Raw genomic sequence first — 18,410 nt, 5'->3', positions numbered from 1 at the left:
CCGGCCACCCGGCCCCGCCCGTACCGCCGCGCCACCGCCGTCCTCCTCGTGGCCGCGCTCGCGGGTGCCGCGCTCGGCTGGAACGGCGCCGGCTCCTGGCGCCGCTCGCAGGAACGCGAGATCGCCCTGGGCTCGGCGACCGCGGCGGCCGCGGTCGTCGCGGTCACCGACGCCGCCGGGGCACCCGCCCCGGCGGCGGACGGCGGCAAGGACTCCGAGAGCGGCCGCGGCGCCGAGTTCGAGAGCCTCACCGCGACGCTCGTCGTCCGGGTGACGAACCTCGGGGACGTCCCCCTCGAGGTCTTCGGCGGCGGCGGCGGGTTCAGTGCGGTGCGGGTGCGGTTCCTCGAACCGTCCGGGGCGACGCTGCGCCCGCGCGGCCGGCTCACCGTCCGGGTGGCCGTCGAGGTCGCGTGCGCGTCCCCGCAGGTGCTCACGGTGCCGCCGCTGCGGGTCGTGCTGCCCGACGCGCGGTCCCGCGAGGTCCCGGTCGACGCGGCGACCCCCGCGGTCGCGGACCTGTGCGCGAGCGGTGTCCGGGGCGCCGTCCCGCTCGTCGTCGGTGCCGCGTCCCCGCCCCGCACCGGTGTGGCCGAGCTCGTCGACAACGGCCGGTTCCGGCTGTCGGTCGTCGCACCGTCCGGGCGGACGACGCGCATCGTCGGCGTGGCCGTCGGTGGCATCGAGGTCGGCGCCGACCCGCTGCCGATGACCGTCGACGGCACGCCGCGGGCGATCTGGCTCGACCCGCCGCGCCGGTGCGAGCCGTCGGTGACCCGCTCGGGCCTGCCCCGCGCCGTGGACCTCGAGGTGGACGCCGGCACCGGCCAACCGGTGACGGTCCGGCTGCTCATCGGCGACGTGTTCACCCGCTGGCTCCTCGACAGCGCCTGCGGTCGCACCGGGGCCGCCGCGTGACGCCGCCGGCGACGGCCGGCCGCACGGGCGGGCCGCCCGTGCTCGCCGAGGTCGACCTCGACACGGCCCCCGAGTCGTCCCCGTCGCACCGCCGGCCGCTCCTCGCTGCCGCGACGGTCGTCGCCGTCCTCACGCTCGTGGCCGCGGCCGCGCTGCGCTCCGAGGTGAGCGGACCGCCCGCACCACCGGCCCCGGCCGTCACGGCGTGGGTCTCGCTGCGGTCCGTCGCCCCGGCGGCGGACGGCACCGCCGCGACGGCCGACCTCGTCGTGACGGTCGCCAACCACGGCAGCGGCGACCGCACCGTGAGCGGCCTCGCCGTCGGCGGGCCCCGCTCGGCCGGCGCCGCGATGACCCTCGAGCCACCGCGCACCGACACTCGCGGGGCGACGTCCGGAACGCTCCCGCTCGTCGTCCCGGCCGCCGGGACCGGGCTCCTCGCCGCCCGGGAACCGTTGGCCTGCAGCGGGAAGAGCGGCAGCGGCAGCGACCTCGACGTCCGGCTCACGCTCGACGGCGGGGACGTCGTGACGGCCGTCCCGGTCGGAGCGCTCGCCGGCGCCGACGGCGTCTGCGCCGCGGTCCGCACCGCGACCCCGGACGGCGCCGCGTCACCGGTCGACGTCGTCTCGGCCCGGTTCTCCGGCCGGACGGCGCAGCTGCGCGTCTCGGGGCTGCCCGCCGGTGCCACGGTCCTCGGGGTCGGCGCCGGCGGCTGGGTCGTCCCCCTGCTCGACGGCGCCACGGGCACCGCCGGCCCGGCCACGCCCCGGACCCTCACCCTCGGCCGCCCGGTGCAGTCCTGCGAGGACACCGGGAGCCGCGGCGTCGTGCCGGTCGGGCTCCAGCTCCGGGTGTCGGAGGGCGGACCACCCGTCACGCGGTACGCGGACGTCGGCCCGGACCTCGTCCGCTGGCTCGTCGACGCCCGGGCCGCCACATGCGACGGGGCGGGCTGACGCCGTCCGTCGCAGCACACCCCCGGGGGTCTTCCGCCGGGCCGCGGACAGGAGTAGACAGGACGTATCGGGCCAACCGGTCCACCGCAGGGCGGATCGGTCACCCTCAGGAACGGCACGACGAACGCGGCACCCACGCGCGGCCAGTCCTCGAGCGGACCCGCCGATCGGGCTCGTCCCGTCCCGGCGTCGCGAGTTGCGCGCATGATCACCGCTTCGTCGTGCAGGACGGCGGCGTCCCCCTGCTCGGGGACGTCGCCGTCCGCCCGTCCCGGCGCCGATCCGGCCACGTCCAGGCGCTGACCCGGCCCCGCTCTGGCGCAGACGGGGCCGCCCGGTCACCATGAGGTCGTGAGCCGGGAAGCACTCGGGGTCACGGCGCCGGACGACTACGACGACGGGTCCGCCGCCGCGCTCGACGACGCCCCGACGACCCTGCTCGCGACGATCTCCCTCGACCGCCCCGAGCCGCCGGCCGGGCCCGGTCGGCCCGGTCGCCCCGGCAGACCGGTCGGCGGCGCCACCCCGGACGCCCCCGCCGCGCACCCGGGAGCGGGCACGCCCGACGACCTCGCCGACCTCGACCTCGACGACGCACCGGCGACCCCCGAAGGGGTCGACCCGCCCGGCCCGCTGCAGCGGCTCCTCGGTCCGCCGGGGGCCGGGCCGGGCCGGCTCACCCTCGTCGCGGTCGTCGTCGCCGCGCTCGTCGTCGGCGTCCTCGGCGGGTCGACGTCCGCCCGCCAGCAGGCCGAGGCCCGGCTCGACGCGGCGACCCGCGTCGTCCTCGCGGTCGAGGCGGACCCGGGCGCCGACTACCAGGCGACCGGCGTCCCGATCCGCGGCGACGCGCTCATCACGGTGAGCGTCGCCCTGTCGGGGCGGGTCGGCACCGGCGGCGACGTCCGCATCGAGCGGCTGCGCACCCCGATGGGCACGCTCTCGCTCTTCCCCCCGGTCGTGACGAAGGACGGCGCGGACGCCTGGCAGACGCTCCTGCGCGGCACCGTCGACTGCTCCCGGGTCCGGGCCCTCGTGCGGGGGGCGCAGTTCGACGGCACGCTCCTGGAGAACTCCGTCGCGGAGGTCCGCCCGGCCGGGACGAAGCACGACGTCGACGTCCCGGTGCTCCTCGCCAACCCGGCCACGGTCATCAGCGCGGTCGCGAACCGCTGCACCGAGGCGCTTCCCGGTGACCCGTTCGCCGGTCCGAGCTACGACGTCGGCGCGGTGACCGCCCGGACGGACGGCTCGGTGACGTTCGTCGTCGGGCCCGGGACCGCCTTCGACGACGGGCAGCAGCCCCTGTTCACCCTCGCCCAGTTCGTCGAGAGCGACGGCCCGGCACCCTTCACGGCCATGCGGCCGGTGCGCGCCAGCACCGACACCGCGACCTTCGAGGTGCCGAGGACGGGCTGGACGATCACCACGACACCGCGGTTGCCGCTCATCGCCACCAAGCCCACGCTCGTCCGCCTGCAGGTCACGTACCTGTGCCCGCGCGGCACCCGCCGCACCCAGGTGCCGACCCTGCCCGAGTTCCCGACGATCATCACGGGCACGGTCGACCGGATGAGCAACGTCCGGTACGCCGACGGCTGGGACGACGGCGCGCTGCGGTCCGCGGCAGCGGCCGCCGCCGTCCGGTCGTGCGCCAGGGCGGGCTCCCTGTCGTGAGCGCGGCCGGCGCGGGCTCCCCGGTCGAGGAGCTCTCGCTCGACGACCCGACGCCACCACCGCCCGGCCCGGCCGGGCCCGGGCCCGGGCGCCGCTCACCGTTGTCGCGCCGCCGGGCCGCGGTGGCCGGCGGCGCGGTCGCGGCGCTGCTCTTCGCGGCCTGGAGCGGGCACGCGGCGGGGGCGTCCCAGGGCCGGGACGCCGGCCGGCGCGCCGCGCTCGAGCAGGCCAGGGTGCTCGTGTGGTCGGTCGGCGACGCCGTCCCCGACGGGGCCGGCCGGGCCCGGCTGCAGCTGTTCGCGGCGTCCGGCTCCGGCCGCCCGCTCACGGTGCGGCGGCTGCACGTCGGCGCCGACACGGTGACCCCGGTGCAGCCGCTCGAGGTCCCGGAGGCGACGTCCGCGTCGACGACCGCCGTGGCGCAGGTCGCCTGCGGCTCGGCGCGCGAGCTCGAGCTCATGCGGTCCGCACCCGGCGCGGACCGGGTCGGGACCCTCACCGCGGACGTCGTGGACGGCTCCGGCACCGAGCGCGAGGCCCCGCTCGCGCCGCTCCCCGACGAGGCGTCCTTCCGGGCGCTGCTGCGACTGGCGGCGTGCCCGGCGTCCGCCGACGGCACCGGGACCGCCGGCGCGGCCGCCGCGGGCACCTCGGGCCTGTCGATCGTCGCGATGACGGCGCAGTCGAACGGCAGCCTGACGATCCTGCTCGAGGCCGGCCCCGAGGCCTCCGCGGCCCGGGTCGGCGTCGTCCGGCTCGGCACGGACGGCCCGTTCACGGTCACCGCCGAACCGGCGAGCGGCGTCACCGTCGAGCCCGGCGGCCCACGGGCGCAGCTGCTCGTGCGACTTGCCGCGACGGGCTGCCCGGGCCTGCTCGGCGGTCAGCCGTCGGTCGAGGGCCTGCTCGCCCTCGAGGTCCGGACGCCGGGCCTCGTCTCCCGCGCCCGACTGCCGGGCTGGGACCAGGGAGCCGTCGGCCAGGCCGCCGCGGTCGCGCTGCGGAACGGCTGCGAGGGCTGAGCCGGCGTCCTGCGGTGCCGCGGGCACTGTGAGGCTCCGCACGCCACGCTGGCGCTGCGTGCCCCCGATCAGGGTGATTCATCACAACTGTGACCGACTGTCACGTATCGGCTTGACCAATAAGAGGTGACGATCAGTGCACGTCCCCTAACCTTGCGCCTATGTCGGTGATCCACTCAGCAGGTTGGAACGGCCCTGCGCTGCGGCGGCAGACCGTTCTCGCCCTCGGCTTCGCCGCACTGTCGACGCTCGGTTACGTGCTGGTGCTCAGCCCCTACACGACCCAGAGCCTGTGGTTCCCGCCGGCCGGAATCACGTTCGGCTACCTCGTCGCGGTGGGCTGGAAGGGCGCGCCCGTCGCGCTCCTCGCCCGGGTCGCGGGCGGGCTGCTCGCCGCCCCGGGCGACTACACGTCGGCCACGGCCGTCGTCCTGCTCGCCGACGTCGCGACGACGCTCATCTACACCGCCGCCGCCGAGGTGCTCCGCCGCCGGGTCGGCTCCCGGGTCGACGCGTCCTTCACCGCCCTGGCGACCTTCCTCGTGAGCGGTGTCGTCGTGGCCCCGGCCGGAGCGGCGCTCGTCGGCGCCCTCGCGAGGAACGCGATCGGCGGGGCCGGGTCGACCCGCTCCTGGGCGACCGCGGTCGTCGGGGACGCGACGGCCGTCGTCACGCTGGCGCCCGCGTTCGTCCTGCTCGCCGCCACCGTCGCCACCGGGCGCTCGCTGTCGCTGCGGGTGCCGAGGCGGCGCCGGCTCGAGATGGTCGCGCAGTCGTGCGTCATCGTCCTCACGCCCGCCCTCATCGTCTGGGCGGACGGCGTCCAGGCCGTCGAGCTCGTGCTCCTGCCGCTGGCCCTCGTGCCGCTCGGCGCGCTCGTCGTCCAGCGCGACCTCACCCGCGCCGCCCTCGCCCTCGCCGGCTGCGCCGTGCTCCTCGGGGCCGCGGCGCAGCTGAGCTTCGGGTCCACCGAGCCGCTCTTCCGCCTCCAGGTGCTCATGTTCGCCGGCGGCGTCGCGACGTGCTTCACCGGCGTCGCGCTGTTCCGCGAGGACCGCGACCGGCGCAGCGCCGAGATCGACTCGACCCGGTGGCGGGCGCTCGCCGAGGTCGCCCCCGCGGTCGTGGCGCGGGTCGACGCCGACGGGCGCTGGAGCTTCGACGGCGCGAGCGCCCTGCTCGACACCGGCGCCATCGACGTCATCCACCACGCCGAGGCGGTGCCGGCGCTCGTCCAGGCCATCGCCGCCGGGGTGCCCGCCACCGTCCAGTGGACGGCCGGCGAGGAGGGCGGACGGCGCTTCCTCACCCACGTGACCCCGCTGCCGGGCGGCGAGCAGCTCGCCGTGACGACCGAGACGACGGCCCTGCACAGCGCGGAGCTGACGATCGCGTGGGAGCGCAGCCACGACCGGGAGACCGACCTGCCGAACCGCGAGCTGCTCGTCGCGACCGCCGACCAGGTCGCCGCGACCGGCGCGGCGAGCATCGTCGTCGTCGACCTCGACCGCGCCGTCCGGCGGGCCGTCCTCCTCGACGCCGAACCGGCCCGCGTCGTCCTCGCCCTGGCCGACCGGGTCCGCCGGGTGCTCGACACCGACGACCTCTCCGACGGCCGGGCCATGGTCGCCCGCGTCGGTGACGACCAGTTCGGCGTCCTCGTGCCGGAGGGCGTCACCGCGGCCCGGATGCTCGGCGAGCGCGTCGTCGAGGCGCTGCGGCAGCCGGTGCCCGTGCCCGGCGGGCGGATCGCCCTCGCCGCCTGGGGCGGCGTCGCGTCCGTGGACACCCTGCGCGGCGCGCGGGACTGCCTCGACCGCGCCGCCGCCGCGCTCGAGGTCGAGAGCGACCACGGGCACGGCCACGTGAGCGTGCTCGACGCGCTCACCGTGTCGACCTCGACCGAGCGCGCCCGGCTCATCGGGGACGTCGTCGACGCCGTCGGCAAGGGCGAGCTCGAGGTCGTCTTCCAGCCGGACGTCGACCTCTCGGACGGCCGGCTCACCGGCGTCGAGGCGCTCGTCCGGTGGCGCCGCCGGGAGGGCTTCACCGCCGCGACCGACCTGTTCGTCCGGCTCGCGGAGGAGGCCGGCGCCGTCCAGGCGGTGGACTCCTGGGTCATGGAGCAGTCCCTGGCGGCGATGGGCCGCTGGCGGGCCGCGTACCCGGACGGCCGCGCGGACTCCCTCGAGCTCGGCCTCAACGTCAGCGCCATGTCCCTCACGGAGGACCTGCCCGAGCGGCTCGTCGACGCCTGCCTGCGGCACGGCGTCCCGCCGGAGAACGTCCGGCTCGAGGTGACCGAGACGGCACTCGTCGACGACTCGAACGCCCCGGCCGTGCTGCGCCGGATCCGCCAGCGCGGGGTGCGCATCGCCCTCGACGACTTCGGCACCGGGTACGCGACGCTCTCCCGGCTGCACCGGCTGCCCGTCGACGTCCTCAAGCTCGACCGGTCGTTCCTCACCCCGATCACCGAGGAGGTCGCGAGCCAGGCCCTCGTGTCGCTCGTCCTCGGGCTGGCCGGGCCGCTGCGCGTCGAGGTGCTCGTCGAGGGCGTCGAGAACCGCGCCCAGCGCGACCTGCTCGTCGAGCTCGGTTGCAAGCGGGCGCAGGGCTACCTGTTCGCCCGGCCGGCGCCCGCGTCGACGATCGACGCGCTGCTCGCCTCGGGCGGGATGCTCATCCCGGACGCCGGGGCGACGGTCCTGGCGTGACGCTCGCGAACAGGTCGGGGAAGACCTTCGCGACCTTGGCCGACAGGTAGTCGCCGTACCGCCCGGTCCAGGCGTGCACGCTCGCGCCGTCCCAGCGGCGGCCGGCGTCCTCCGCGGGCGGTGACCCGGCGAGCGGCAGCGGGGTCACCTCGGCGTCCCAGGACGGGTCGAAGAAGTACGGGAACGACAGCCGGCCGCGCCCGCTCACGTTGCGCACCCGGTGCGGCGTCGAGCGGTAGCGGCCCTCGGTGAGCCGGTCGAGCATGTCGCCGATGTTGCACACGAGGACGCCGGGCTCCGCCGGCACCTCGATCCAGGTGCCCGCGGGCGTGCGGACCTGGAGGCCGCCGAGGTCGTCCTGGGCGAGCAGCGTGAGGATCCCGTAGTCGGTGTGCTCGCCGACGCCCCACTCGGCGGCGTCGGCGTTGTCCGCGAGGGCCGGGTAGTGGAAGACCCGGAAGAGCACGGTCGGGTCGCCGGTGAGGTGCTCGGCGAACCAGCCGGGCGGCAGCCCGAGCCCGACGGCGACCGCCCGCAGGATCGCGTCGGCGACCGGCCGCAGCGCGTCGAGCCAGGCGAGGACCGCGGGGCCGAGCCCGCCCGGCGGGAACAGGTTGGCACCGTGCAGCGGCGTCCCGGCGAGGACCCGGGGGTGGTCGGCCGGGTGCTCGAGCCCGACGTAGAGGCCCTCCTTGCGGTCCGGGACGCCGGACGTCAGCTCGCCGCGCACCGGGAACCAGCCGCGCCACGCCGACCCGGCGCGCGCCATCGCGTACCGCTGCTTCACGTCGTCCGGCAGGTCGAAGAACTCCCGGGCGAGCCGGTCGAGGTTCCCCAGCAGCGCGGGGTCGATGCCGTGCCCGGTCACCCGGAAGAACCCGAGCGAGCGGCAGGCAGCGTCGATCTGCCGGGCGACACCGGGGACGTCGGACCCGTCGAGCAGCGGCCCGATGTCGACGAGCGCCAGCGAGCCGGGGGCGTCGGGTGCGGGGCCGGTCGTCACGTCAGCAGCGTAGGCACGGGCCGAGCGTCCCGGTAGCGTTCGCGCATGCGCATCGCCGCCGCCCGCGTCTTCGTGAGCGACCTCGGCCGTAGTGCCCCCTGGTACGAGCGCGTCCTGGGCGCGCGGCCGTCCGCGGGCAGCCCGGAGCACGGCTACGCCGTCTTCGACGCCGGGTGCGACCTCGTCGTCGAGGAGGTCGGCGACGACTCCGAGATCCCTGCGGCGCAGCTCGTCGGCCGCTTCACCGGGATCTCGTTCGCCGTCGACGACGTCGCGGCCACCTGCCGCACGCTCCGAGACGCGGGCGTCGACGTGGTCGGCGAACCCGAGACGCAGACCTGGGGCGGCGTCCTCGCGACCGTCGCGGACCCGGACGGGAACGCCGTCCAGCTCGTCCAGTACCCCTGACGCGGCCGGTCAGCCCGCGGGCGTGAGCCGGCCCGCGAGGATCGCGTCGCACACGGCCCCACCCTCGGCGGCGCCGTCGACGACGGCCTGCGCGAAGAGCACGAGCCAGTCCCGGACACCGTCGGCGGTGCCGGCCGCGTACCGCGCGAGCGTCAGCGGGTAGGACGGCCCGGCGACGAGGAGCGGGACCTCCCAGACCGCGACGCCGGTCGGGTCCAGGCCACGGCCGCGGACGACGGCCCGGCACAGCGCCCGGGCGACGACCCCGTTGCCGACGACGAACGGCCGGGCCGTCATGACCTCGGCGTGGACGAGCGCGGCGACGACGAGGGCCGGCGCCTCGGCGGGGGCCCGGAGCAGGTCGGCGAGCCCGTCGAGCCGCACCGTCAGCGGGTCGCCGCCGTCCGGCGCGGGGACGACGTCGCCCGGCGCGGCGCCGGTGAGCAGGTCTGCGCCGTCGCCCGGGGCCTCACCGGCCCGGCGCGGGCGGCCGAGCGCCTCGTCCGGCACGAGCCCGGCGGCCGCCGCGGTGTGCAGCCGGGCGAGCGCCTGCATCGGGGCCGTCGACCAGACGCCGTCGAGCCGGGTCGCCTCGGCCGCGGCCCGCAGCGCCCCGGACGCCGTCCGGCCCGTGGGGTCGTCGGGCAGGGTCGCCGCGCCGCGGGCGGCGTCCCGGATCATCGCGACCGGGAACCGGGCACCGGCGAGCGCCGCGGACGCCCGGGCGGCGCGCACGCCCGACTCGGCGCGCGCCTCCTCGGTGCGCCGGCGCAGCGCGTTGTGCCAGCGCAGCCGGGTGCACGCCTCGCGGGCCGCGTCGACCGCCTCGGGAACGCCCGGCAGGGCGGCGAGGGCGGTGAGGGCGTCGGCGGTGTCGGTCACCCGACCGACCCTAGCCGCCGGGCCGCGAGCGGCCCGGGCATCGGCCTTGACGTGCGCCACACCGGCGCGGGCGGGCGGGGGCGCCACCGGACGGGTCGATCACGGTCCGTCGGCGCCGAGGGCGTCCGCGAGACCCGCGAGCAGCTCCGCGGAGCCGGACGGCGGAGCCTCGCCCCGGGCGAGCATCCAGTGCATCCGGCTGATCCCCGTGAGGAGCGCCGTGACCCGGTAACCGAGGAGCACCCGCTCCGGCGCGAGCCGCGGGTCGGTGGCCGCGAGGTAGGCGGCGACGGCGGCGACGGCGTCGGCGGGCCGGTCCAGCGAGAGCACCAGCAGCGCGAGGTCGGCCCCGACCGGAGCGGTACCCGTTGTCGCCCAGTCGATCGCGACGATGCCCCGGTCCGCCCGCACGAGGTTCCCGAGGCCGAGGTCGCCGTGCGTGAGAACCCGCGGGACGTCGTCCAGCCGGGCCAGGAGCGCCCGACGCCGCGTCCACGCCGCCCGCAGCACCGCGCCGGCCCGGGCATCGGGGGCAGAACCGTCGGGTGCGGCGGCCAGGTCGAGGTCCGTCACCGCGAGACGCTGGGCGAGCGGGTGGTCCGCCAGCCACGGCCGCACCGGCGGGGCGACGTGCGTCGGCGTCTGCCAACGGGCCAGGGCCGCTGCTGCCTCGACCGGCGACGGCGCCGGGCCGGTGACGTCCTCGAGGTGGACGACGTCCTCGCCCGTGCCGAAGCAGCGCGGGCTGAACAGGTGCGGCCCGTCCGGCAGCAGGCCCGACGCGTAGGCGAGCGGCTCCCGTCGCCAGTGCGCCCAGTGGTCCGGCCGGACGGCGGCCGCGGCGTGCCGACCGGTCGTGACCGGCCGCACCGTCTTGCGCACGAGGCTGAACGGCACGACCGCGTCGTCCCGCAGCACACGCCCGCGGAACCGGACGACGGACGCGGTCACCGCCCCCGTCCCGCCGCCGAGGGGCTCCGCGACCACGTCGAGCAGGTCGCCGTCGCCGACGACGGCGCGGACGACCTCCGGGGGCAGGACGTCCGCAGCAGCCACGCACCGACGCTATCGGCGCCCCGGGTCGCACCACGCGCGTCCCACCCCGTTCGGCGCCCCGCCCGACCGCCCGTCGTCCGGTTCCGCGGGCGTGTGCTGCGGGNCCGTCGTCCGCCCCGCGCGCACCGTTCCGGCCCCTGCCTCCGGCGGCTACGGTGCACCGCATGGGCGCAGCCGGGATCGGGCCGTGGGTGGTGCTCGTCGCGGCCACGGTCGTCGTGGCGCTCGTGGCGCTCGTCATCGGATGGGCGATCCTGCGCGGGCGCGACCTCGGCGGGCCCGCGGACCGGGCGACGTTCGCGACGCTGCACACGGCGGGGCTGGCGGCGCCGCACCTGCGCGAGGGGCTCACCCCGACCGGGGCGAGCCGGGCCGCGAAGCACCTGCGGACGCTGCTCGGCACGTCGGCGGTCGCCCTCACCGACGCCGGGTCGACGCTCGCCTGGGACGGCGCGGGCAACCACCACGCCCCGCAGGCCGCCGAGCACGCGGCCGAGGTGCTGCGGACCGGGCGCAGCGTCGTGCTCGAGGGCCCCGAGGTCTTCTGCGGGTCGGTGGACTGCCCGATCCGGACGGCAGTCGTCTCACCGGTCACGAGCGAGGACCGGGTCGTCGGGGCGCTCATCGCCTACGGTCCGGAGACGAACGCCGGTCTGGTCCGGGCGACCGACGAGGTCGCCCGCTGGGTGTCCGCGCAGGTCGAGCTCGCGGACCTCGACCAGTCCCGGTCGCGGGCCGCGGAGGCCGAGCTGCGGGCGCTGCGGGCGCAGATCAGCCCGCACTTCGTCTACAACTCGCTCGCCGCGATCGCGAGCTTCGTCCGCACCGACCCCGAGCGCGCCCGGGAACTGCTCCTGGAGTTCGCCGACTTCACCCGGTACGCCTTCCGCCGCGGGGGCGAGTTCACGACGTTCTCCGACGAGCTGCGCAACATCGAGCGCTACCTCGTGCTCGAGCAGGCCCGGTTCGGCGACCGGCTCCAGGTGCAGCTCGTCGTCGCGCCCGAGGTGCTGCCGGTCGCCGTCCCCTTCCTCGCCGTCCAGCCGCTCGTCGAGAACGCCGTCCGGCACGGCCTCGAGGGCAAGACCGGGGTGGGCCACGTGACCCTCGGCGCGCAGGACGCCGGGTCGGAGGCGCTCATCTGGGTCGAGGACGACGGCGTCGGCACCGACCCGGAGCTCGTCCGGCGGATCCTCGCCGGGGAGTCCGAGGCGGACTCCGTCGGCCTCGGCAACGTCGACGCCCGGCTCCGGCAGGTCTTCGGGGACGACTACGGCCTCGTCGTCGAGACCGCCCCGGGCGCCGGCACGAAGGTGAGCTTCCGGGTGCCCAAGTTCCACCCGGGCGTGCGCGCCGGTTAGGGCCCACAATCACGGGATGAGCAGGGAGGTCACGGGGAGCGCGGTGCCGCGGCCCCCGCAGGACGGCGGCGCCGCCGTCGACCTCGACGACCCGGCGACCCCCGAGGCGCCACGGCCGCCCCGCGGCCGGCTCCACCGCTACGGCCCGACGACCGCCTCCGTGCTCGCCGTCCTCGCGCTCGTCGGCGTCGGGCTCGCGCAGACCGGCGGCCCGGACGACGCCCCCGNGGCGGACCCGCGCGAACAGCCCGGCCCCGACCGCCTCCGCCGACGACGTCTCCGACGTCACCGCCGAGCCGCCCGTCGACGCCGGGCTGTTCGCGCGGGTCCGCCCCGCGGGGCGCGAGGGCGGCGACCTCGACCACGTCCGGGCCACCGTCGAGCTGACGAACCGCGGCGGCGTCCCGCGCCGGATCGTCGACGTCGGCCTCGTCGGCCTCGGGACGGCGACCCTCGACACCCCGCCGGCCGCACCTCTGGAGCCGCAGTCCTCCGTGACGCTCTCGGCGACCGTGAGCGCCGACTGCGGGGCGCGCGGCGGGCCCCCGGCGCAGGTCCGGGTCATCGAGCTCGACCGGCAGGGACGCCGCTTCGAGGCCCTCGCCACGGTCGTCGACCGGGGCTCCGTCCTCGACGTCCTCGACCCGCTGTGCCCGCCGTCCCGGACCGGTCTGCACCTGGCCGTCGTGCTCGCCTCGGACGGCGGGGGCGGGGTCGCGACGGTCCGGGTCGTCAACCACGGCAACCTGTCGGCCCTCGTGACCCCGCGGTCGGCACCGGACGCCGGCGGGCTCCGGCTGGTCTCGCAGCCGCCGCTGCCGTACGACCTCGGCCCCGGGCAGGCCGTCGTCGCGACCCTCGACCTCGCCGCCACCGAGGGTACGGACGGCTGCCCCGACGGGTCCGTGCGGGAGGCCGCCGCGGCGCTCTATCTCGAGGCCGAGACGCCCTACGTGTTCAGCGAGGTGACGGGCTTCCCGCAGGCGGCCCTGGAGGCCGCCGTCGCACGCTGGAGCACGGCCCGCGGCTGCCCCTCCGCCGGCTGAGCCGCAGGTCCACCACCCCTGCCCCTTCAGAACCACGGGTGGTCCCCGTTAACCTCAGGCGCATGTCCGGTGCGACGACGCCTGCGGCACGCGCGGAGAGCTCTCCGCTGCGTGCCCTCGTCGTGGACGACGAAGCACCGGCGCGCGAGGAGCTCGCCTGGCTGCTCTCCCGGGACCCGCGGGTCGGCCCGATCCGGACGGCGACGAGCGGCGCCGAGGCGCTGCGGGCGCTCGACGCCGAGCCCGTCGACGTGATCTTCTGCGACATCAAGATGCCCGGCCTCGACGGTCTCGACCTCGCCCGCGTGCTCGCCCGGTTCTCCCAGCGGCCCCAGGTCGTCTTCGTCACCGCCTACGACCAGCACGCGATCGACGCCTTCGACCTGCGCGCGACCGACTACGTCATGAAGCCCGTGCGGCCCGAGCGGCTCGCCGAGGCGGTCAAGCGGGTCGTCGAGGCGATCGGCCCGGCCCCCGTCGAGGCGGACGCCGGTCCCGAGGACGAGACGATCGCCGTCGAGCTGGGCGGGGTGACCCGCTTCGTGCAGCGCTCCCAGGTGCGCTTCGTCGAGGCGCACGGCGACTACGCGCGGCTGCACACCGCGTCGAGCAGCCACCTCGTCCGGATCCCGCTGACGACGCTCGAGGAGCGCTGGGCGGCCGCGGGCTTCGTCCGCATCCACCGCAGCACCCTCGTGGCCCTGCCCCACGTCGACGAGATCCGCATCGACGGCGGACGCTGCGCCGTCCGGCTCGGCGACCGGGTGCTCCAGGTGAGCCGCCGGCACACCAAGGAGCTGCGCGACCGGCTCGTCCGGGCCGCGAGCCTGACCCGGGAGACCCGCTGACGGAGCCCCGGCCGGCAGGGCGCGGCGACCGGAAGGACCGGACGGCGCGCGTCCGGGTGACCAACCCCCGGATGGCCGCCGCCACCCGCCCGCCGAACCGGCCGCCGACCCGTGAGATCGACGAGCAGACCGACATCGGCGAGGTCTACATGCGCTCGCTGCTGCGGGCCCAGCTGCGGCGCGGCCTCACGGTGCTCGCGGTCGTCGCGCTGTTCCTCGCGGCGCTGCCCCTGCTGTTCACCGTCGAGCCGCGGCTGGCGAGCGTCCGGATCCTCACGGTCCCGCTGCCGTGGCTGCTGCTCGGGGTGACCATCTACCCGCTGCTGCTCGCGGCGTCCTGGTGGCTCGTGCGGGCCGCCGAGCGCACCGAGCGGGACTTCGCCGAGCTCGTCGAGCGGAACTGACCGCCCGTGGTCTCCACCGACACCGCTGCCTGGCCCGCCGTCCTGTCCGTCATCCTCGTGGCGGTCGCGACGCTCGGCGTCGGCGCCGTGGGCCTGCGGCTGTCCCGGACGACGTCCGACTTCTACGTCGCGAGCCGGATGATCGGCCCGCGCTGGAACGCCTCCGCCATCTGCGGGGAGTACCTCTCGGCGGCGTCGTTCCTCGGGGTCGCCGGGCTCGTCCTCACGTTCGGCGTCGACATCCTCTGGTACCCCGTCGGCTACACCGCCGGCTACCTCGTGCTGCTCGCGCTCGTCGCCGCCCCGTTGCGCCGCTCGGGCGCCTACACGCTGCCCGACTTCGCGGAGATCCGGCTCGCCTCGCGGACCGTGCGCCGTCTCGCGTCGATGCTCGTCGTCGGTATCGGCTGGCTCTACCTGCTCCCCCAGTTCCAGGGGGCCGGGCTGGCCCTGCGCACGGTCACGGGCGCGCCGCGCTGGGTCGGGGCGCTCGTCGTCGGCGTCGTCGTCATGCTCAACGTCGTCGCGGGCGGCATGCGCTCGGTGACGTTCGTCCAGGCGTTCCAGTTCTGGCTCAAGCTCACCGCGATCGCCGTCCCGGTGCTCATCCTCGCGGTCGCGTGGCAGTCGGACGGCGCCCCCGACCCGTCCCGGCCGCAGCCGCCGACGGTCCGGGAGGCGACGACGGTCCGGGTGCCGGACACCGTCCGCCTGCGGGTCGACGAGGCCGTGCCGGTGACGATGCGCGGCACGCTGGACGGCGTCCGCGTCGACGGGCCGGTCGTCCTGGAGACCGGGCGGCGGGTCGTCGAGGGCGGCAGCGAGGTGACCCTGCCCGCGGGCTCGGTCGTGCCGCACGTCGAGAGCGTGCGGGCGGCGGACGGCGCGACCTGGTCCCAGCCGCTCGCCGGGGCCGGGGGCCGCGACCACCCGACGTACCGGCTCTACTCGCTGCTGCTCGCCCTCTTCTTCGGCACGATGGGCCTGCCGCACGTCCTCGTCCGCTTCTACACCAACCCCGACGGCCGGGCCGCACGCCGGACGACGCTCGTCGTCATCGGGCTGCTCGGGGCGTTCTACGTCTTCACCCCGTTCTACGGGGCGATGGGCCGGATCTACGCCCCCGACCTGCTGCTCACCGGCCGCACGGACGCCGTCGTGCTCCTGCTCCCGAGCCGGATGCTCCCCGAGCCGTGGGCGACCGGGGTCTCGATGCTCCTCGTCGCGGGCGCGTTCGCCGCGTTCCTCTCGACGTCGAGCGGGCTCACGGTGTCGGTGGCCGGGGTGCTCTCCCAGGACCTGCTGCGGGGCCGGCTGCGCTCGACGGTCCGCGGCTTCCGGCTCGGCGCCGTCCTCGCCGTCGCCGTCCCGATCGTGCTCTCCTTCGCGACGCTGCGCACGAGCCTGGCCGACACCGTCGGGCTCGCCTTCGCGGTCGCCGCCTCGACCTTCTGCCCCTTGCTCGTCCTGGGGATCTGGTGGCGCGGGCTGACCAAGGCGGGCGCCGTGGCGGGTCTCGTCGTCGGCGGCTCGCTCGCCTCGGGCGCGGTGCTGTGGACGATCGTCTTCGGGGCGCGGTTCACCGACGCCGCGACGTCGGTCGGCTCCTCCCCCGGCCTGCTCGGGGCCCTGCTCGCGCAGCCCGCGGCCTGGACCGTGCCGACCGCGTTCGCCGTCATGGTCGGGGTGTCCCTGCTGACCAGGCGGTCCGTGCCGAAGTCGGTCGGCCGCACCATGGTCCGGCTGCACACCCCGGAGCGGCTCGTCCTCGACCGGGGCCCGTCCCGCCGGGAGCCCTGAGGACCCGCCGGGCACCCTTCGTGGTCGTTCGTGCGCAGAGGCGAACCGTTGTGACGCGCGCCACTCGGCGCGGTTGAGGTACCGCTCGTCGCAGACCGGTTCCCCGATCGCCGCGACGCCGGGACCGCCGGTCGCACGTCCGTGACAACCCTCTTCAGTCCCGGTCACCGCTGCTCGCACAGTGAGCGTCATCACAAGCCGGTGTGCATCGGAGCACCCGGGTGACGAGAGGGAGGTCTCGTGTCCCAGACGCCTGTAGGCCGCAGCAGCGGCACGTCGTACGAGGAGGTGCAGGCCAGTGAGGAGTTCGCGGTTCTCCGCAAGAACTTCCGCCGGTTCGTCTTCCCCGTGTCGGCGTTCTTCCTGACCTGGTACTTCGCCTACGTGCTCCTCGCCGCGTACGCCAAGGACTTCATGTCCATCAAGCTCGTCGGCAACATCAACGTCGGGCTCGTGCTCGGCCTGCTCCAGTTCGTCTCGACGTTCGCGATCACGATGATCTACGCCCGCTGGGCCGACCGTCAGTTCGACCCCGCGGCGGAGAGCCTCCGCGAGCACATCGAGAGCGGTGAGATCAAGTGAGCGCGGTGCGCCTGGCCGCGGACGCGGCGACGTCGGTCGGCAGCCCGGCCGTCAACATCTCGATCTTCGTCCTGTTCGTCGCGGTGACGCTCGTCATCGTCATCCGCGCCTCCCGCAACAACAAGTCGGCGGCGGACTACTACGCCGGCGGTCGTGCCTTCACCGGCCGGCAGAACGGCATCGCCATCGCGGGCGACTACCTGTCGGCCGCGTCGTTCCTCGGGATCGCCGGGGCCATCGCGGTCTCCGGGTACGACGGGTTCATGTACTCGATCGGCTTCCTCGTGGCCTGGCTGGTCGCCCTGCTCCTCGTCGCCGAGCTCCTGCGCAACACCGGCAAGTTCACGATGGCCGACGTGCTGTCGTTCCGGCTGCGCCAGGGTCCGGTCCGGACCGCTGCGGCCATCTCGACCCTCGCGGTCTCGCTGTTCTACCTGCTCGCCCAGATGGCCGGTGCCGGTGGCCTGGTCAACCTGCTCCTCGGCGTCACGGGCACCGCGGGCCAGAACATCACCATCATGGTCGTCGGCGTCCTCATGATCGTCTACGTGCTCGTCGGCGGTATGAAGGGCACGACGTGGGTCCAGATCATCAAGGCGGTCCTGCTCATCACGGGCGCCGGCCTCATGACCGCCTGGGTGCTCGCGAAGTCGGGCGTCAACCTGTCCGCCCTCCTCGGTGACGCGGCCGCCGCGAACCCGAAGAAGGAGCCGCTCCCCGCGGACGCCGTCCTCAACCCGGGTCTGAAGTACGGGCTCTCGAACCTCACGAAGATCGACTTCATCTCGCTGTCGATGGCGCTCGTCCTCGGCACCGCCGGTCTGCCGCACGTCCTCATGCGGTTCTACACGGTGCCCTCGGCCAAGGAGGCCCGTCGCTCGGTCGTCTGGGCGATCTGGCTCATCGGCGGCTTCTACCTGTTCACGCTCGTCCTCGGCTACGGCGCGATGTGGCTCGTCGGCCCGAAGGCGATCCTCGCCGCTCCCGGCAAGGCGAACTCGGCCGCGCCGCTCCTGGCGTACGAGCTCGGCGGCACGCTCCTGCTCGGCATCATCGCGGCGGTCGCCTTCGCGACGATCCTCGCGGTCGTCGCCGGCCTGACCATCACCGCGAGCGCCTCCTTCGCCCACGACGTGTACTCCAGCGTCATCAAGAAGGGCAAGGTCAGCGCGGACGACGAGGTCAAGGTCGCCCGGCGGACGGCGGTCGTCATCGGCCTCGTCGCGATCGTCGGCGGCATCTACGCCAAGGACCAGAACATCGCCTTCCTCGTGGCCCTGGCCTTCGCGGTGGCGGCGTCGGCGAACCTGCCGACGATCCTGTACTCCCTGTTCTGGAAGGGCTTCACGACCCGCGGCGCGGTGTGGAGCATCTACGGCGGCCTCATCTCCTCCGTCGGCCTCATCGTCTTCTCGCCGGTCATGTCCGGCAAGGTCGACCCGGTGACGGGCCTGGGCCTGTCGATGATCACGAACACGAGCGTCGACTTCAGCTACTTCCCGCTGGAGAACCCGGGCATCGTCTCGATCCCGCTCTCGTTCTTCCTCGGCTGGCTCGGCAGCGTGACGAGCCGCGAGGAGACGAACCTCGAGAAGTACGCCGAGATGGAGGTCCGGTCCCTCACGGGTGCCGGTGCCGAGAAGGCCGTCTCGCACTGACGCAACACCTCGTGTGACCCGGTGGCCGGGTCGACCCCCTCCCGGGTCGGCCCGGCCACCGGGTCACAC

15 protein-coding genes are annotated in these 18,410 nt (G+C 75.9%); 12 read left to right on the top strand and 3 right to left on the bottom strand.

From position 1 onward, the window contains the following. From ECOMGDLI_RS35140 to ECOMGDLI_RS33465, 5 genes are all read left to right on the top strand, one after another. Positions 1–918 (top strand): hypothetical protein (locus tag ECOMGDLI_RS35140; RefSeq protein WP_198955420.1); only part of this gene is annotated, 918 nt, incomplete at its 5' end. Then, the gene (locus ECOMGDLI_RS35135) at positions 915–1,877 is read left to right on the top strand and encodes a hypothetical protein (protein ID WP_088321211.1); all 963 of its coding nucleotides are present in this window, start codon (positions 915–917) and stop codon (positions 1,875–1,877) included. The genes ECOMGDLI_RS35140 and ECOMGDLI_RS35135, both read left to right, overlap by 4 nt. 351 nt (positions 1,878–2,228) lie before the next feature. Continuing rightward, positions 2,229–3,554 (top strand): hypothetical protein, encoded by a 1,326-nt coding sequence (locus ECOMGDLI_RS33475; RefSeq protein WP_088321209.1) that lies wholly within the window; start codon positions 2,229–2,231, stop codon positions 3,552–3,554. Then, on the top strand, positions 3,551–4,576 hold the full coding sequence (locus ECOMGDLI_RS33470; protein ID WP_143448090.1) for a hypothetical protein: 1,026 nt from the start codon (positions 3,551–3,553) through the stop codon (positions 4,574–4,576). The genes ECOMGDLI_RS33475 and ECOMGDLI_RS33470 overlap by 4 nt, the downstream gene beginning before the upstream one ends. A 161-nt stretch (positions 4,577–4,737) precedes the next feature. Then, entirely contained in the window at positions 4,738–7,293 is a 2,556-nt protein-coding gene (locus ECOMGDLI_RS33465) for an EAL domain-containing protein (RefSeq protein WP_088321205.1), read from the top strand. Here the strand turns inward: ECOMGDLI_RS33465 and ECOMGDLI_RS33460 are convergent. Continuing rightward, positions 7,259–8,296 carry an isopenicillin N synthase family oxygenase gene (locus ECOMGDLI_RS33460; protein WP_088321203.1) on the bottom strand — a complete coding sequence of 346 codons (1,038 nt, stop codon included), beginning with the start codon at positions 8,294–8,296 and terminating at the stop codon, positions 7,259–7,261. The genes ECOMGDLI_RS33465 and ECOMGDLI_RS33460 overlap by 35 nt on opposite strands. Before the next feature lie 45 nt (positions 8,297–8,341). Between ECOMGDLI_RS33460 and ECOMGDLI_RS33455 the strand changes: the two genes are divergently transcribed. After that, on the top strand, positions 8,342–8,704 hold the full coding sequence (locus ECOMGDLI_RS33455) for a VOC family protein (protein ID WP_088321202.1): 363 nt from the start codon (positions 8,342–8,344) through the stop codon (positions 8,702–8,704). A 9-nt stretch (positions 8,705–8,713) separates the two neighbouring features. Here ECOMGDLI_RS33455 and ECOMGDLI_RS33450 read toward each other — a convergent pair whose 3' ends face one another. After that, positions 8,714–9,586 (bottom strand): Fic family protein, encoded by an 873-nt coding sequence (locus tag ECOMGDLI_RS33450; protein WP_088321200.1) that lies wholly within the window; start codon positions 9,584–9,586, stop codon positions 8,714–8,716. Positions 9,587–9,685: 99 nt separating this feature from the next. Continuing rightward, positions 9,686–10,642 carry a phosphotransferase gene (locus ECOMGDLI_RS33445; RefSeq protein WP_088321199.1) on the bottom strand — a complete coding sequence of 319 codons (957 nt, stop codon included), beginning with the start codon at positions 10,640–10,642 and terminating at the stop codon, positions 9,686–9,688. Positions 10,643–10,806: 164 nt separating this feature from the next. Between ECOMGDLI_RS33445 and ECOMGDLI_RS33440 the strand changes: the two genes are divergently transcribed. The 6 genes from ECOMGDLI_RS33440 to ECOMGDLI_RS33410 all read left to right on the top strand — a co-directional run bounded on the left by ECOMGDLI_RS33440 (position 10,807) and on the right by ECOMGDLI_RS33410 (position 18,341). After that, a complete protein-coding gene (locus tag ECOMGDLI_RS33440) occupies positions 10,807–12,003 on the top strand; it encodes a sensor histidine kinase (protein ID WP_088321198.1) in 1,197 nt (398 codons plus the stop codon). Between the two features lie 1,108 nt (positions 12,004–13,111). Continuing rightward, positions 13,112–13,897: a LytTR family DNA-binding domain-containing protein gene (locus tag ECOMGDLI_RS33430; RefSeq protein ID WP_088321194.1), complete on the top strand. Its 786-nt coding sequence runs from the start codon at positions 13,112–13,114 to the stop codon at positions 13,895–13,897. Between the two features lie 71 nt (positions 13,898–13,968). Further along, positions 13,969–14,301, top strand: a complete 333-nt coding sequence (locus ECOMGDLI_RS33425; RefSeq protein WP_088321193.1) for a hypothetical protein — start codon at positions 13,969–13,971, stop codon at positions 14,299–14,301. A 6-nt stretch (positions 14,302–14,307) separates the two neighbouring features. Beyond that, positions 14,308–16,101, top strand: a complete 1,794-nt coding sequence (locus ECOMGDLI_RS33420; protein WP_088321191.1) for a cation acetate symporter — start codon at positions 14,308–14,310, stop codon at positions 16,099–16,101. A 240-nt stretch (positions 16,102–16,341) separates the two neighbouring features. After that, a complete protein-coding gene (locus ECOMGDLI_RS33415) occupies positions 16,342–16,683 on the top strand; it encodes a DUF485 domain-containing protein (protein WP_088321189.1) in 342 nt (113 codons plus the stop codon). Next, positions 16,680–18,341, top strand: coding sequence for a cation acetate symporter (locus ECOMGDLI_RS33410; RefSeq protein ID WP_088321188.1), 1,662 nt, complete (start codon positions 16,680–16,682; stop codon positions 18,339–18,341). The genes ECOMGDLI_RS33415 and ECOMGDLI_RS33410 overlap by 4 nt, the downstream gene beginning before the upstream one ends. Positions 18,342–18,410 lie beyond the last annotated feature (69 nt).

Origin of the sequence: Kineosporia sp. R_H_3, from assembly GCF_002198675.1 — a bacterium.
Lineage (GTDB): Bacteria > Actinomycetota > Actinomycetes > Actinomycetales > Kineosporiaceae > R-H-3.
The sequence above is the reverse complement of the archived record's forward strand: the minus strand, read 5'-3'. Positions and strand labels throughout refer to the sequence as shown.

What these genes read in the sequence shown, in the direction of transcription:
- ECOMGDLI_RS33465 (WP_088321205.1), top strand. Translation starts at nt 4,738, where the DNA reads ATGTCGGTGATCCACTCAGCAGGTTGGAACGGCCCTGCGCTGCGGCGG.
- ECOMGDLI_RS33455 (WP_088321202.1), top strand. Translation starts at nt 8,342, where the DNA reads ATGCGCATCGCCGCCGCCCGCGTCTTCGTGAGCGACCTCGGCCGTAGT.
- ECOMGDLI_RS33440 (WP_088321198.1), top strand. Translation starts at nt 10,807, where the DNA reads ATGGGCGCAGCCGGGATCGGGCCGTGGGTGGTGCTCGTCGCGGCCACG.
- ECOMGDLI_RS33430 (WP_088321194.1), top strand. Translation starts at nt 13,112, where the DNA reads ATGTCCGGTGCGACGACGCCTGCGGCACGCGCGGAGAGCTCTCCGCTG.
- ECOMGDLI_RS33425 (WP_088321193.1), top strand. Translation starts at nt 13,969, where the DNA reads ATGGCCGCCGCCACCCGCCCGCCGAACCGGCCGCCGACCCGTGAGATC.